At 67.7% G+C, this 14,527-nt stretch carries 15 protein-coding genes; 13 read left to right on the top strand and 2 right to left on the bottom strand.

Annotated features, from left to right (window positions below; genetic code table 11):
* The first annotated feature begins 122 nt into the window (after positions 1 to 122).
* The 5 genes from rpsL (at position 123) to ABD197_RS03785 (ending at position 6,465) form a co-directional block, all read left to right on the top strand.
* Positions 123 to 491 carry a 30S ribosomal protein S12 gene (rpsL, locus tag ABD197_RS03765; RefSeq protein ID WP_091703622.1) on the top strand — a complete coding sequence of 123 codons (369 nt, stop codon included), beginning with the start codon at positions 123 to 125 and terminating at the stop codon, positions 489 to 491.
* Positions 492 to 496: 5 nt separating this feature from the next.
* On the top strand, positions 497 to 967 hold the full coding sequence (rpsG, locus tag ABD197_RS03770; protein WP_179430918.1) for a 30S ribosomal protein S7: 471 nt from the start codon (positions 497 to 499) through the stop codon (positions 965 to 967).
* 102 nt (positions 968 to 1,069) lie between these two features.
* A complete protein-coding gene (gene fusA, locus ABD197_RS03775; RefSeq protein WP_344051749.1) occupies positions 1,070 to 3,184 on the top strand; it encodes an elongation factor G in 2,115 nt (704 codons plus the stop codon).
* Positions 3,185 to 3,341: 157 nt separating this feature from the next.
* Positions 3,342 to 4,535 (top strand): elongation factor Tu, encoded by a 1,194-nt coding sequence (tuf, locus tag ABD197_RS03780; RefSeq protein ID WP_344051751.1) that lies wholly within the window; start codon positions 3,342 to 3,344, stop codon positions 4,533 to 4,535.
* A 100-nt stretch (positions 4,536 to 4,635) separates the two neighbouring features.
* Positions 4,636 to 6,465, top strand: coding sequence for a DUF4012 domain-containing protein (locus ABD197_RS03785; RefSeq protein ID WP_344051753.1), 1,830 nt, complete (start codon positions 4,636 to 4,638; stop codon positions 6,463 to 6,465).
* On the opposite strand, the gene ABD197_RS03790 is transcribed toward ABD197_RS03785, so the two are convergent.
* Together ABD197_RS03790 and ABD197_RS03795 are read right to left on the bottom strand one after the other, a co-directional pair.
* Entirely contained in the window at positions 6,455 to 7,591 is a 1,137-nt protein-coding gene (locus tag ABD197_RS03790; protein WP_344051755.1) for a glycosyltransferase, read from the bottom strand. The two genes, ABD197_RS03785 and ABD197_RS03790, sit on opposite strands and share 11 nt — an antisense overlap.
* A complete protein-coding gene (locus ABD197_RS03795; RefSeq protein ID WP_344051757.1) occupies positions 7,588 to 9,060 on the bottom strand; it encodes a sugar transferase in 1,473 nt (490 codons plus the stop codon). The genes ABD197_RS03790 and ABD197_RS03795 overlap by 4 nt, the downstream gene beginning before the upstream one ends.
* A gap of 271 nt (positions 9,061 to 9,331) precedes the next feature.
* Here ABD197_RS03795 and ABD197_RS03800 point away from each other — a divergent pair, with 271 nt between their 5' ends.
* The 8 genes from ABD197_RS03800 to rpsS all read left to right on the top strand — a co-directional run bounded on the left by ABD197_RS03800 (position 9,332) and on the right by rpsS (position 14,514).
* Entirely contained in the window at positions 9,332 to 9,547 is a 216-nt protein-coding gene (locus tag ABD197_RS03800; protein ID WP_344051760.1) for a hypothetical protein, read from the top strand.
* Positions 9,548 to 9,852: 305 nt separating this feature from the next.
* Positions 9,853 to 10,818 (top strand): hypothetical protein, encoded by a 966-nt coding sequence (locus tag ABD197_RS03805; RefSeq protein ID WP_344051762.1) that lies wholly within the window; start codon positions 9,853 to 9,855, stop codon positions 10,816 to 10,818.
* Between the two features lie 588 nt (positions 10,819 to 11,406).
* Positions 11,407 to 11,715, top strand: a complete 309-nt coding sequence (gene rpsJ, locus ABD197_RS03810) for a 30S ribosomal protein S10 (RefSeq protein ID WP_091703640.1) — start codon at positions 11,407 to 11,409, stop codon at positions 11,713 to 11,715.
* Positions 11,716 to 11,723: 8 nt separating this feature from the next.
* Positions 11,724 to 12,383, top strand: coding sequence for a 50S ribosomal protein L3 (gene rplC, locus ABD197_RS03815; protein ID WP_344051764.1), 660 nt, complete (start codon positions 11,724 to 11,726; stop codon positions 12,381 to 12,383).
* A 4-nt stretch (positions 12,384 to 12,387) separates the two neighbouring features.
* Positions 12,388 to 13,047, top strand: coding sequence for a 50S ribosomal protein L4 (rplD, locus tag ABD197_RS03820; protein ID WP_344051767.1), 660 nt, complete (start codon positions 12,388 to 12,390; stop codon positions 13,045 to 13,047).
* Positions 13,044 to 13,355 carry a 50S ribosomal protein L23 gene (rplW, locus tag ABD197_RS03825; RefSeq protein WP_344051769.1) on the top strand — a complete coding sequence of 104 codons (312 nt, stop codon included), beginning with the start codon at positions 13,044 to 13,046 and terminating at the stop codon, positions 13,353 to 13,355. Before rplD ends, rplW begins: the two co-directional genes overlap by 4 nt.
* Positions 13,356 to 13,380: 25 nt before the next feature.
* On the top strand, positions 13,381 to 14,220 hold the full coding sequence (gene rplB / locus ABD197_RS03830; protein ID WP_344051771.1) for a 50S ribosomal protein L2: 840 nt from the start codon (positions 13,381 to 13,383) through the stop codon (positions 14,218 to 14,220).
* Between the two features lie 12 nt (positions 14,221 to 14,232).
* Positions 14,233 to 14,514 (top strand): 30S ribosomal protein S19, encoded by a 282-nt coding sequence (rpsS, locus tag ABD197_RS03835; RefSeq protein ID WP_344051774.1) that lies wholly within the window; start codon positions 14,233 to 14,235, stop codon positions 14,512 to 14,514.
* Positions 14,515 to 14,527: the final 13 nt, after the last annotated feature.

Consider the following 14,527-nt stretch of genomic DNA (forward strand, 5'->3'; position numbering starts at 1 on the left):
CGCCTGCGAACAGGCGGCCCCCACGGCATATCCACCACACCAATCGCCCGGGATCCGGCGCGCCGGTGGATCTGTGGTGAAAACACCATCGCTGTCACCGTGCAGCATTACAAGGAGAGAACGTGCCAACCATTCAGCAGTTGGTTCGCAAGGGACGCTCGCCCAAGGTCGCCAAGACCAAGGCCCCCGCCCTGAAGTCGAACCCCCAGCAGGCGGGCGTCTGCACCCGCGTGTACACGACCACGCCGAAGAAGCCGAACTCGGCGATGCGCAAGGTCGCCCGTGTCAAGCTCCGCAACGGCACCGAGGTCACCGCGTACATCCCCGGCGAGGGCCACAACCTCCAGGAGCACTCGCTCGTGCTCGTCCGTGGTGGTCGTGTGAAGGACCTCCCCGGCGTCCGCTACAAGATCGTCCGCGGCGCCCTGGACACCCAGGCCGTCAAGAACCGTAAGCAGGCTCGCAGCCGCTACGGCGCGAAGAAGGGTTAAGGAACATGCCTCGCAAGGGACCCGCCCCGAAGCGCCCCGTCGTCAACGACCCGGTCTACGGCGCACCGATCGTCAGCCAGCTGGTGAACAAGATCCTCGTCGACGGCAAGAAGTCGCTCGCCGAGTCGATCGTCTACAACGCCCTCCAGGGCGTGGAGGCCAAGAACGGCCAGGACGCGGTCGCCACCCTCAAGAAGGCGCTCGACAACGTGCGCCCGACCCTCGAGGTCAAGAGCCGCCGCGTCGGTGGCTCGACCTACCAGGTGCCGGTCGAGGTCAAGCCTCACCGCGCCAACACGCTGGCGCTGCGCTGGCTCGTGAGCTACGCGAAGGGCCGTCGTGAGAAGACGATGACCGAGCGTCTGCAGAACGAGATCCTCGACGCCTCGAACGGCCTGGGAGCCGCGGTCAAGCGCCGCGAGGACACCCACAAGATGGCCGAGTCGAACCGCGCCTTCGCGCACTACCGCTGGTAATCAGCATCCGAATGTGCGGGGACCGCGACCCGGTCCCCGCACTTCACCCCTGATCTCGGTCGGGCGCACGAGCGTCCGGTCGATCACCCGAGAGGAAACCCCGTGGCACAAGACGTGCTCACCGACCTCAACAAGGTCCGCAACATCGGCATCATGGCGCACATCGATGCCGGCAAGACGACGACGACCGAGCGCATCCTGTTCTACACGGGCGTCAACCACAAGATCGGCGAGACGCACGATGGTGCGGCGACCACCGACTGGATGGAGCAGGAGCAGGAGCGCGGCATCACGATCACGTCCGCCGCTGTGACGTGCTTCTGGAACAAGAACCAGATCAACATCATCGACACGCCCGGTCACGTCGACTTCACCGTCGAGGTCGAGCGTTCGCTCCGCGTCCTCGACGGCGCCGTCGCCGTCTTCGACGGCAAGGAGGGCGTCGAGCCCCAGTCCGAGACCGTGTGGCGTCAGGCTGACAAGTACGACGTCCCCCGCATCTGCTTCGTCAACAAGATGGACAAGCTCGGCGCGGACTTCTACTTCACGGTCGACACGATCATCAACCGCCTGAAGGCCAAGCCCCTCGTCATCCAGCTGCCCATCGGCGCCGAGAACGACTTCGTCGGCGTGATCGACCTCGTCGAGATGCGCGCGCTGGTGTGGCCCGGCGACGCCAAGGGTGATGTCACCATGGGTGCGAAGTACGAGATCCAGGAGATCCCGGCCGACCTCGTCGACAAGGCCGCCGAGTACCGCGAGCAGCTGCTCGAGACGGTCGCCGAGTCCGACGAGGAGCTCCTCGAGAAGCACTTCTCGGGCGAGGGCCTCACGGTGCAGGAGATCAAGGCCGCGATCCGCAAGCTCACGATCGCCTCCGAGGTCTACCCGGTCCTCTGCGGCTCGGCGTTCAAGAACCGCGGCGTGCAGCCCATGCTCGACGCGGTCGTGGACTACCTGCCCTCGCCGCTGGACGTCCCGGCGATCGAGGCCAAGGACCCCAAGAACGAAGAGATCATCATCGAGCGCCACGCCGACCGCGAGGAGCCCTTCGCGGCCCTGGCGTTCAAGATCGTGACGCACCCGTTCTTCGGTCGCCTGACCTACATCCGCGTGTACTCCGGTCACCTGGACTCCGGTGCCCAGGTCGTCAACGCGACCAAGGGCAAGAAGGAGCGCATCGGGAAGATCTTCCAGATGCACGCCAACAAGGAGATGCCGGTCGACTCCGTCACCGCAGGTCACATCTACGCCGTGATCGGCCTGAAGGACACCACGACCGGTGACACGCTGTCCGACAGCGCCAACCAGGTCGTCCTCGAGTCGATGACGTTCCCGGAGCCGGTGATCGAGGTCGCGATCGAGCCCAAGACCAAGGCCGACCAGGAGAAGCTGGGTCTCGCGATCCAGAAGCTCGCCGAAGAGGACCCGACGTTCCGCGTCGAGCAGAACTCCGAGACGGGCCAGACGGTCATCAAGGGCATGGGCGAGCTGCACCTGGACATCCTGGTCGACCGCATGAAGCGGGAGTTCAAGGTCGAGGCCAACGTCGGAAAGCCCCAGGTGGCCTACCGCGAGACGATCAAGAAGGCCGTCGAGCGTCACGACTACACGCACAAGAAGCAGACCGGTGGTTCCGGCCAGTTCGCGAAGATCCAGTTCGGCCTGGAGCCCCTCGAGGTCACGGCCGACAAGACCTACGAGTTCGAGAACAAGGTCACCGGTGGTCGTATCCCGCGCGAGTACATCGCGCCGGTCGACCAGGGCTTCCAGGACGCGATGAACGTCGGCGTGCTCGCGGGCTACCCGATGGTCGGCGTGAAGGCGATCCTGATCGACGGTGCCTCGCACGACGTCGACTCGTCGGAGATGGCGTTCAAGATCGCGGGCTCGATGGGCTTCAAGGAGGCCGTCCGCAAGGCGAACCCGGTCATCCTCGAGCCGATCATGGCCGTCGAGGTCCGTACGCCCGAGGAGTACATGGGCGACGTCATCGGCGACCTGAACTCGCGTCGCGGCCAGATCCAGTCCATGGAGGACGCCGCCGGCGTCAAGGTCGTGCGCGCCCAGGTGCCGCTGTCCGAGATGTTCGGCTACATCGGCGACCTGCGCTCGAAGACCTCCGGCCGCGCCGTCTACTCCATGGAGTTCGACAGCTACGCCGAGGTTCCGCGCAACGTCGCGGACGAGATCGTCCAGAAGAACAAGGGCGAATAGCCCGGTGGATGCCGGGGCTCAGGCCCCGGCATCCCACCCCTTCCACAACTTCACAGACTCGCACGACCCCTCTCCACTAATGTGGAATCAATCCCCGTAGAAAACCGGTCGCAATCCAGCGCCCGGACGATCTACACGAATGTCCTAGGAGGACCCAGTGGCTAAGGCCAAGTTCGAGCGGACCAAGCCGCACGTAAACATCGGAACGATCGGTCACGTCGACCACGGCAAGACCACGCTCACCGCTGCCATCTCGAAGGTGCTCGCCGACAAGTACCCGTCGGCCACCAACGTGCAGCGTGACTTCGCGTCGATCGACTCCGCTCCCGAAGAGCGTCAGCGCGGTATCACGATCAACATCTCCCACGTCGAGTACGAGACGCCGAAGCGCCACTACGCGCACGTCGACGCTCCCGGTCACGCCGACTACATCAAGAACATGATCACCGGTGCCGCCCAGATGGACGGCGCGATCCTCGTGGTCGCCGCGACCGACGGCCCGATGGCCCAGACGCGCGAGCACGTGCTGCTGGCCAAGCAGGTCGGCGTGCCGTACCTGCTGGTGGCGCTGAACAAGAGCGACATGGTCGACGACGAGGAGATCCTGGAGCTCGTCGAGCTCGAGGTCCGCGAGCTGCTGTCGTCGCAGGACTTCGACGGCGACAACGCCCCCGTCGTCCGCGTCTCGGGCCTGAAGGCGCTCGAGGGCGACGCCGAGTGGACCGAGAAGATCGTCGAGCTCATGGAGGCCGTCGACGCGTCCATCCCCGACCCGGTGCGTGACAAGGACAAGCCGTTCCTCATGCCCATCGAGGACGTCTTCACGATCACCGGTCGTGGCACGGTCGTCACGGGCCGCGCCGAGCGTGGCACGCTCGCGATCAACTCCGAGGTCGAGATCGTGGGTCTGCGCCCGACGCAGAAGACGATCGTCACCGGTATCGAGATGTTCCACAAGCAGCTCGACGAGGCGTGGGCCGGCGAGAACTGTGGTCTGCTCCTTCGCGGCACCAAGCGTGACGACGTCGAGCGCGGCCAGGTCGTCGTCAAGCCCGGTTCGGTCACCCCGCACACCAACTTCGAGGGCACGGCGTACATCCTGTCCAAGGAGGAGGGCGGCCGTCACAACCCGTTCTTCACGAACTACCGCCCGCAGTTCTACTTCCGCACCACCGACGTCACCGGCGTCATCACGCTGCCCGAGGGCACCGAGATGGTCATGCCCGGCGACACCACCGACATGACGGTCGAGCTGATCCAGCCCATCGCCATGGAAGAGGGCCTCGGCTACGCGATCCGTGAGGGTGGCCGCACCGTCGGCGCCGGCACGGTCACGAAGATCCTGAAGTAATACTCGCGACACGCGATCGGAAGAGGGTCGGGCCTTCGGGCCCGGCCCTCTTCTGCGTCGTTCTCGGTGATTTCCGGGCCGCCCGCGTTACAGTTCCCCCGTGCCCGAAACACCGTCGAACGACGTGCTCATCGACGAGCCCGCTCCCCGTCGTCGTCGTCGGATCTGGCCGTGGGTGCTCGGATTCTTCGGGCTCATCGTCATCGTCCTGGTGGCCGCCGGCATCCTCGGTGCCCGCCTCTTCAGCGAGGCGATGGATGTGCGCGACGACCTCGAGGCGGCGAAGTCGCGCCTGGGCAACGTGACAGAACTCGTTCGCAGCGGGGACGCCGAGCAGTTCTCGGCGGTCGCCGCCGACGTGCTGACCTACACCTCGGATGCCGACCGCATCGTGCAGGGACCCCTCTGGCAGTACGCGTCGTGGGTGCCGTTCGTGGGGCAGAACGTCGCTGCGATCCGCGACACGACCGAGGCGACGCACATCCTCGTCCGCGACGCCCTGCCGGCGAGCTTCACCGTCCTCGGCGCGATGCAGCGCGAGAACATCCGTTTCGAAGGAGGTGGCTTCAACCTCGCGACCTTCCGTGGCGCGCTGGACGCCCTCCCGGCCGTCGATGCGGCGTTCACCGAGGCGAGCGTGAAGATCTCCGACATCGACCGTGACGCGCTCCTGCCGTTCGTCGACGACGCCGTCGGGCAGGTCATCGACGTGATCGAACAGTCCGCGCCGATCGCCCATACGGCGACGGAAGTGCTGCCCACCGCGCTGAAGATGCTCGGCGAGGACGGACCGCGCACCTACCTGGTGATCTTCCAGAACAACGCCGAGATCCGCGCGACCGGGGGTGAGGGTGCTGCGGCCGTCTACGTACGTGCCGACGGTGGCCGGATCACGCTGGAAGGGCTGACCGGCTCGACCACGTTCGAGTCTCCGGGGCTCAGCGGCGTGCAGCACGTCGAGCTGCCCGCCGACACCCTCGCGCTCTACGACGACGAGTTCGCGCGGTTCTCGCAGAACTACACCAAGACACCCAACTTCCCGACGGCGGCGAAGCTGTTCCAGGGGATCGCCGCCAAGACCGGCTTCGCCGTCGACGGAGTGCTCTCCCTCGATCCGGTCGTCCTCGCCGACATCCTCTCCGTCACCGGGCCCGTGACGGTCGACGGCATCGAGATCACCGCCGACAACGCGGTGCAGGTTCTCCTGAGCGACACGTATCTGCGCTTCCCCGGAGACCAGGCTCCGGCCGACGCGTTCTTCGCGGCCACGTCGGCGACGGTCTTCCAGAAGCTCGTCGGAGGCGACTGGAACCTCATGGCGATGCTCGACGTCTTCGGCGCCGCGGGCGAGCAGCAGCGGCTGTACGGGTGGTTCACCCGCCCGGAGGAGGAGGTCGTCGCGCAGGAACTCGGCATCGACGGCGCGATGACCTCGGACAACATCGACACCACCGAGGTGGGCATCTTCTTGAACGATGCCGCGGTCAGCAAGCTCGAGTACTACCTCTCCACGTCCATCGCCGTGACATGCGACGCGACGAATCGCACGGTCACGACGGCGATCACGATGACGAATTCCGTGGACCGCGACGACCTCACTTTCCACATCCTGGCGCGGCGCTCGCCGACCTACGGCGGGTCGGGCACCTCGATGCTCCTGGACGTCCTCTACTTCGCGCCGCCGGGTGCGTCCATCACGAGCGTGAGTCCGGCATCGGGCGACGCGGAGGGCCTGGACCGAGCGAGCACCGAGGACGGCCGCAACGCTCAGAGCATCGCGATCCTGCTCGATCGCGGCCAGACCCGCACCGTGTCGTACACCAGCGTGCTTCCCGAGGGGCCGCTCGGTCCGCTGTCCGTCCGCTACAGCCCGACGGTCACCGACACGCCGATCACGATCGATCAGGGCTGCGCGGCGCTCACGCCGTAGAACGCGGCACTGTCGCCCCGGCGGACGGGGCGACGTGCGGACTCATCCACTCCCGCAGCGCCCGGTCGAAGACCGTCGCGTCGAAGTGCTCGGCGTGGGCGGAGATCGCTTCCGGGCGCAGACCGGCGCACGCGGCGGCGGCCGCCCGGATCTCGGCGGGGGAGGACGGGTCGAACAGCGCGCCGCCCACGCCGGCGCGGACCGACTCGCCGGCGCCGCCGATCCGATTCGCCATCACCGGCGTCCCGGACGCCATCGCCTCCACGGCGACGAGACCGAAGTCCTCGACCGGCGGGAAGACGAACAGGCGCGCGCGCCGCATCAGGGCGAACACGAGCGCGTCGCTCGGCTGAACCAGCAGCCGCACCGGGACGTCCGCGACCGCCGCCATCGCACGCAGCTGCTCTTCGAGCGGGCCGTGACCGGCCAGGACCACCGGCAGCCCCAGCAGCTCTCCCGTCCGCACCACGACATCGAGGCGCTTGTACGGGATGAACCGGGAGACACCCAGGATGAAGTCCGTGGGCAGCGTGTCCAGCGCCCGGCGCTCGGCATCCGTCAGCTCTCGCTCCCACCGCCCGCTGCGGATGTGCGCGACCTCGACCGGCGGGTGGATCACGGTCGCCTCACGCCCCCACGCGCGCTCGATGCGGTCGGCGACGAACCGGCTGTTCGCCGCGAGCCGCGTCGCTTCCTGGGCCGCGCGCCGGTCGATCGCGCGCAGCGGGGGTCCGGCCAGGCGTGCGGCCAGGTTGTCGCCGCGCGCATCGAGCTCCGGAGCCCACAGGTAGCGCGCCGGCGTGTGGACATAGACGTACTTCGGCACGTCGGGTCCGACGTTGACGTGGTGTGCGAACGCGTGCGAGCTCACCAGCGCCCAGTCGTAGCCGTGCCGCGGAACGCGCCACGTCGGCGGCATGAGCGGGAGGGCGAGGGCTTTGCGTCGGCGCAGCGGCGTCCGTGCGAGCCACGTCTCGCGCACCCGCCGGGAGCCGTAGCGCTGCGGCGCATCGTTCCAGAGGCACAGCATGTCGGCATCCGGGTACAGCCCCGCGAGTCGGTCGAGCACGCGCTCGGCGCCGCCGGTCTGCTCGATCCACTCGCTGACGAGCAGGCCCCGGCTCATGCGGCGGTGTTTCCGGGTGCGAGGGCCGCGCGGGCGGTCTTGAACAGGATCACCACGTCGCCGACGAGCGTCCAGTTCTCGACGTAGGAGAGGTCCAGCCGAACCGACTCCTCCCATGACAGGGTCGAGCGGCCGCTGATCTGCCAGAGTCCGGTGATGCCGGGCTTGACCATGAACCGGCGGTGCACGTGATCCGCGTAGCGCTCGACCTCCCGGGGGAGCGAGGGCCGCGGGCCCACGAGCGACATCGAGCCGGCCAGGACGTTGATCAGCTGCGGGAGCTCGTCCAGGCTGTAGCGGCGCAGGAACCTGCCGAGGTTCGTCACGCGCGGATCCTCGACCATCTTGAACAGGACTTCGTTGCCGGCATCCCGCTGCGGTTCGAGCTCCGGCAGCAGGTCCTCGGCGTTCGCGACCATCGTGCGGAACTTCAGCAGTCCGAACTCGCGACCGTCGCGGCCGACGCGGACCTGACGGAACAGGGCGGGGCCGGGGGAGGTCGAACGGATGCCGATCGCGATCGCCAGCAGGAGGGGGCTGAGCACCACCAGTCCGATCGCGGACAGCAGAACGTCCAGACCCCGCTTCGCGAGCCGCTGGCCCTTGCTGTAGCGCGGAGTTTCGACGTGGATGAGCGGCAGACCCGCGACGGGTCGCGTCTGGATGCGGGGGCCGACGACATCGATGATGCTGGGCGCCAGGACGAGGTGCTGGCGCCCCGCCTCGAGCTGCCACGAGATGCGCTTGACCACGGACGGCGGCAGCTCGTCCGTGCTGGAGATCGCCACGGTGTCGGCGTGCACGGCCGTCAGGGCCTCCGAGATCGACAGGACCGAGCCGACGATCGGGATGTCGGTGCCGCGCACCGTCCCGCCGGGGACCGCGAGCGGCACGCACGCCCCCACGACGAGGTAGCCGGCGCTGGGGGAGCGGCGCAGCGCGTCCCCGATCTGCGCGACCGAGCTCTCGGAGCCGACGAGGACCACGCGGGCGCTGAACTCCCCGCGGGCACGCTTGACCACGAGCCACTGACGCCAGAGCCATCGCTCGAGCAGGAGGAACAGCATCCCGAGCGGGAAGGCGATCAGGAGGTAGCCCCGGGCGACGTCCACGCGCAGCAGGAAGGCGAGGATCGCGATGATGCCGAACAGGCGCACGCTCACCGAGATGATGCGGATGTACTCGGTCGAGCCGGTGCCGATCGTGCGGTCGCTGCGCGAGTCCACGAGGCTGAGCGCCCACATCCACGCCACCACGAGCAGCGCGGAGAAGAACCAGTAGGACACGACGCTCAAGCGCGAGTCCTCGCGGATGGAGACCTGTGCGTTGCCCAGGCCGAACCAGGCGATCTGCGTGCCGAACGCGACGACGATGAGCGCCGCCAGATCGCTCAGCCACAACCGCACGGTGTAGCGCGAGCGCCAGTCGGGCGCGGGTGCGCCGACCAGCCCTCCTGGTGCGTGCGTCATGCGCATCGGATTTCGTTCTGCCGTCGGCGACGTCGCCGAACGGACGACAGTGGTCGCCACGATTCCCCTTTCGCGGCGAAGACCGCCCGAAGGAGGTGCGCATCGCGTGCGTCCCCAGAACACACGCGGCGTTCGCCGCAGTGGGGCCATTCTGCCACCGATCGGGGGAATCCGTCCCTCAGGATTCGCATAGGTGCTCCGCTCTTCCCTCAGGCGCGGCGGACGGACAGACTGGGGGCGCGCGACGTGGCGCCGACCGGAAGGGATCAGCATGGGCATCGACGACCTGGTGAATCAGGGCAAGGACTTCCTCGAGCAGAACAAGGACAAGATCGCGGAGGCCCTGGGCAGCGAGCAGGCCGAGAACGTCAGTGACGGAGCCCTCGACGCGGCCGCGGAGTTCGTGAAGAAGGTCGCGCCCGAGAGCGCCCACGGCACGGTCGACGACGTGCGCGACAACATCGACAAGAGCATCGGTACCGAGTAGCCCCGCTTTCTCCCTTTCTCTCTCCCTCCCGTCGAGGTGGTGGGTCTCCCGCCGAGATGGTGGGTTTCCCGTCGAGGTGGTGGGTTTCCCGCCGAGATGGTGGGTTTCCCGTCGAGGCGGTGGGTCTCCCGTCGAGGTGGTGCACGCCATCTCGGCGCGAAGGGGACCACTTCGGGGAAAAGGGGACCATCTCGGCGGGAAGGGGACCATCTCGGCGGTTCCTCCCCAGGGGCCCCCGACGGCGCACTCCCCACAGATCGCGGACGGGGCGCCCCGCGCGACCGCGCTCGCGTCACAGTGTGTGGGTGACCGGCATCCCGAATCGAGCGCTCCTCGTCACCCGCACCCGCGCCGAGCGCGAGCGCGGGCTGGATTACGGCGGGGTCGCGGGGGACGGGCTCATGCGGCTCCGTCCGGGTGTGCGCGTGCACGCGGCGGATTGGGAGCGGCTGTACGGCGAGGCCCGGCTGCGGACGCTCGCTCACGCCGTCGCCCTGCGGACGGAGAGCCCGCGGGCGACGAACTCGCACACGACGGCCGCGGCGATCCACGGCCTTCCCCTGTTCCGCACGCGCGCGGATCGCGTCCACCTGACGATTCCCGGCCCGAGCAGCCGACATGACAGTCCCGACGTCGTCCGCCACCACCTCCCCCTGAGTGAGGCGGATGTCGAGATCATCGACGGACTGCGAGTCACGACCCTCAGCCGGACGGTCTACGACGTCATCCGGATGACCTCGCTGGAGGCGGGCGTGTCCTGCTTCGACGCGGCCCTCCGCCAGGTCGCGTGGGACGACGACACGCGTGAGTACGACGCGGTCGCCGCGGCGGGCTTCCGCCAGGGCGTGCTCGACCGGATCATCGCGCACACCGGTGCCCGCGGCATCCGTCACGCGCGCTTCGTCACCGACTTCGCCGACGGACGCGCGCACCTGCCCGGCGAGAGTGTCAGTCGCCTGTGGATGTGGCAGCTCGGGATGCCGGACCCTGAGCTGCAGCGGAGGGTCGAACTGGACATCGGCGGACTTGCGTTGCTCGATTTCGCGTGGCCCGCCCTCGGCCGGTGGGCGGAATTCGACGGCGCGGTCAAGTACACCGACCCGGGAATGCTCGCAGGCCGGTCCGCGGATGAGGTTCGTCACCTGCAGAACGCGCGGGAGGATGCCGTCCGCCGCGCGACCGGCTGGGAAGTGAGTCGCTGGGGCTGGGATCAGGCGCCGAGCTTCGCGTCCTTCGCCGCGCTCATGCGTCGGCTGCGCTTCACGATCTGACCGCTGTCCCCGCCCCGCCTCGCGCCGAGGTGGTTGCTTCTGCCCCGAGATGGCCATTCTTCCCCCGAGATGGTTGTTCTTCCCCCGAGATGGTCTGCACGATCTCGAGGGGAAACCCACCATCTCGCGGGGAAACCCACCATCTCGGCGAGAAACCCACCATCTCGGCGGGAAACCCACCATCTCGCGAGGGGGGGCGCGGGGTGGAAACGCGACACGCCCGAGTTTGCGACACGCCCGGGGTGCACGTAGACTAGTGAAGTTCCACACTCCGGGCCCCTTCGGGCGTGCCCGGATCACTGCCAGGCAGTGCATAGGCGGCGCGAGAGCGCAGGGTCCTAGGCCGCAGGCAGGAGAACGAAACTTCCCACACCAGCATCCCGGAGACGGGAGCGCATCCGTGCGCGGGCGGGCGGGGGAACCGGAGGCTTCGGCCGTCGGGTTGACAGCAGAACAGTGGTGCAGCATCACCGCCGCAAGACGGTGAGCGAAGTGCCCAGGGCGAGGGAAGAACCCTTCCACGCCTTCGTGCGTCCAATGCGGTTCGGATCCCGAGCACGTAAGACGCGTAAAGAGAGAGAGCAGACAATGGCGGGACAGAAGATCCGCATTCGCCTGAAGTCGTACGATCACGCCGGCCTGGACTCGTCGGCCCGCAAGATCGTCGACACCGTGACCCGTGCCGGTGCCACGGTCGTGGGCCCCGTGCCCCTGCCGACCGAGAAGAACGTGATCTGCGTGATCCGTTCCCCGCACAAGTACAAGGACAGCCGCGAGCACTTCGAGATGCGCACCCACAAGCGTCTGATCGACATCATCGACCCGACGCCCAAGGCCGTCGACTCGCTGATGCGCCTCGATCTGCCGGCTGACGTCAACATCGAGATCAAGCTCTGAGGTCCGACATGGCTGACATCAACTCCAAGATTTCCAAGGGGATGCTGGGCACCAAGCTCGGCATGACCCAGGTCTGGAACGAAAGCGGAAAGCTCGTTCCCGTCACCGTCATCGAGCTCGCGCCGAACGTGGTCACCCAGGTTCGCACCCCCGAGCGCGACGGCTACAACGCGATCCAGATCGCGTACGGCCAGATCGACCCGCGCAAGGTCAACAAGCCGCAGACGGCCCACTTCGAGGCCGCCGGCGTGACCCCGCGTCGCCACCTCACCGAGGTCCGCACCGCTGACGCCTCCGACTACACGCTCGGCCAGGAGATCACGGCAGAGGGCACGTTCGAGGCCGGCCAGCTCGTCGACGTCGTCGGCACGAGCAAGGGCAAGGGCTTCGCCGGTGTCATGAAGCGTCACAACTTCAAGGGCGTCTCGGCATCGCACGGTGCGCACCGCAACCACCGCAAGCCCGGTTCGATCGGCGCGTCGTCGACCCCGAGCCGCGTCTTCAAGGGCATGCGCATGGCCGGCCGTATGGGCGGCGAGCGCGTGACCGTCCTCAACCTCACGGTGCACGCCGTCGACGCCGAGAAGGGTCTGCTGCTCGTCAAGGGCGCCGTCCCCGGTGCTCGTGGCCGCATCGTCTTCGTCCGCAACGCAGTGAAGGGGGCTTGAGTCCATGGCTGACCAGACTCTCGCGCTCGACGTGCGAAGCGCAGACGGCAAGAAGGCAGGCTCGGTCGAGCTGCCCGCCGCGCTCTTCGACGTCAAGACGAACATTCCGCTGATCCACCAGGTCGTCGTCGCCCAGCGCGCCGCCGCCCGTCAGGGAACCCACTCGACCAAGCGTCGCGGTGAGGTCTCGGGTGCCGGCCGCAAGCCCTTCAAGCAGAAGGGCACGGGTAACGCCCGTCAGGGCTCGATCCGCGCGCCGCACATGACCGGTGGTGGCATCGTCCACGGGCCGAAGCCCCGCGACTACGCCCAGCGCACCCCCAAGAAGATGATCGCCGCAGCACTGCTCGGATCGCTCAGCGACCGCGCCCGCGGCGACCGCCTTCACATCGTCGACTCCTTCGGCATCGACGGTGCCCCCTCGACCAAGGCGGCGGCATCCGTCCTCACGGCGTTCGGCGCCGTGAAGAACGTGCTCGTCGTCATCGAGCCCGGTGACGAGATCACGGTCAAGAGCGTGCGCAACCTCGCGTACGTCCACGTGCTCCCCGTCGGCCAGCTCAACGCCTACGACGTGCTCGTCTCGGACGACATCGTCTTCACCAAGGCCGCCTACGACGCGTTCGTCGCTGCGAAGACGGTCACCGAGGAGGTCTCGGCATGAGCACCCTGCAGAACGCCCTGAACAAGGACCCGCGCGACATCATCCTCAAGCCGGTCGTCTCGGAGAAGAGCTACGGGCTCATCGACGAGGGCAAGTACACGTTCCTCGTGGACCCGCGCGCGACCAAGACCGAGATCAAGCTCGCGATCGAGAAGATCTTCGGCGTCAAGGTCGCCGCGGTCAACACGATCAACCGCGTGGGCAAGTCGCGCCGGACCCGCTTCGGCACCGGCAAGCGCAAGGACACCAAGCGCGCGATCGTGACGCTGCGCTCGGGCACCATCGACATCTTCACGGCCGTCGGCTGACGACCGGGACGAAGGACTAACAACAATGGCAATTCGCAAGTACAAGCCCACGACCCCGGGTCGCCGCGGCTCGTCGGTGGCGGACTTCGCTGAGATCACCCGATCGACGCCCGAGAAGTCGCTCCTCCGCCCGCTCGCCAAGACCGGTGGTCGCAACAACCAGGGTCGCATCACGACCCGTCACATCGGTGGTGGCCACAAGCGCCAGTACCGCGTGATCGACTTCCGTCGCAACGACAAGGACGGCATCGACGCGAAGGTCGCGCACATCGAGTACGACCCCAACCGCACGGCGCGCATCGCGCTGCTGCACTACGCGGACGGCGAGAAGCGCTACATCATCGCGCCGAACAAGCTGTCGCAGGGTGACGTCGTCGAGTCCGGCCCCGGTGCCGACATCAAGCCCGGCAACAACCTGCCGCTGCGCAACATCCCGACCGGTACGGTCATCCACGCGATCGAGCTCCGCCCCGGCGGCGGTGCGAAGATGGCCCGCTCCGCGGGTGCGTCGGTGCGTCTGGTCGCCAAGGACGGCCCGTACGCCCAGTTGCGTCTGCCCTCGGGCGAGATCCGCAACGTCGATGCGCGCTGCCGCGCGACCATCGGCGAGGTGGGCAACGCCGAGCAGTCGAACATCAACTGGGGCAAGGCCGGCCGCAACCGCTGGAAGGGCATCCGCCCGACCGTCCGCGGTGTCGCGATGAACCCGGTCGACCACCCGCACGGTGGTGGTGAGGGCAAGACGTCCGGTGGACGTCACCCGGTGACCCCGTGGGGCCAGAAGGAAGGCCGCACGCGTCACGCCAACAAGGAAAGCGACAAGTACATCGTCCGTCGTCGCAACGCCGGCAAGAAGCGCAAGTAGGAGTAGAGGAAGATGCCACGCAGTCTCAAGAAGGGCCCCTTCGTCGACGATCACCTGCTTCGCAAGGTCGTCGCTCAGAACGAAGCGGGAACGAAGAACGTCATCAAGACCTGGTCGCGCCGGTCGATGATCGTGCCGGCCATGCTCGGCCACACGATCGCCGTCCACGACGGTCGCAAGCACATCCCCGTGTTCGTGACCGAGACCCTGGTCGGTCACAAGCTGGGCGAATTCGCGCCCACCCGCACCTTCCGCGGCCACGTGAAGGACGACAAGAAGGGCCGTCGCCGCTAAGGCGGCGCGAGAG

Source organism: Microbacterium lacus (assembly GCF_039531105.1).
GTDB lineage: Bacteria > Actinomycetota > Actinomycetes > Actinomycetales > Microbacteriaceae > Microbacterium > Microbacterium lacus.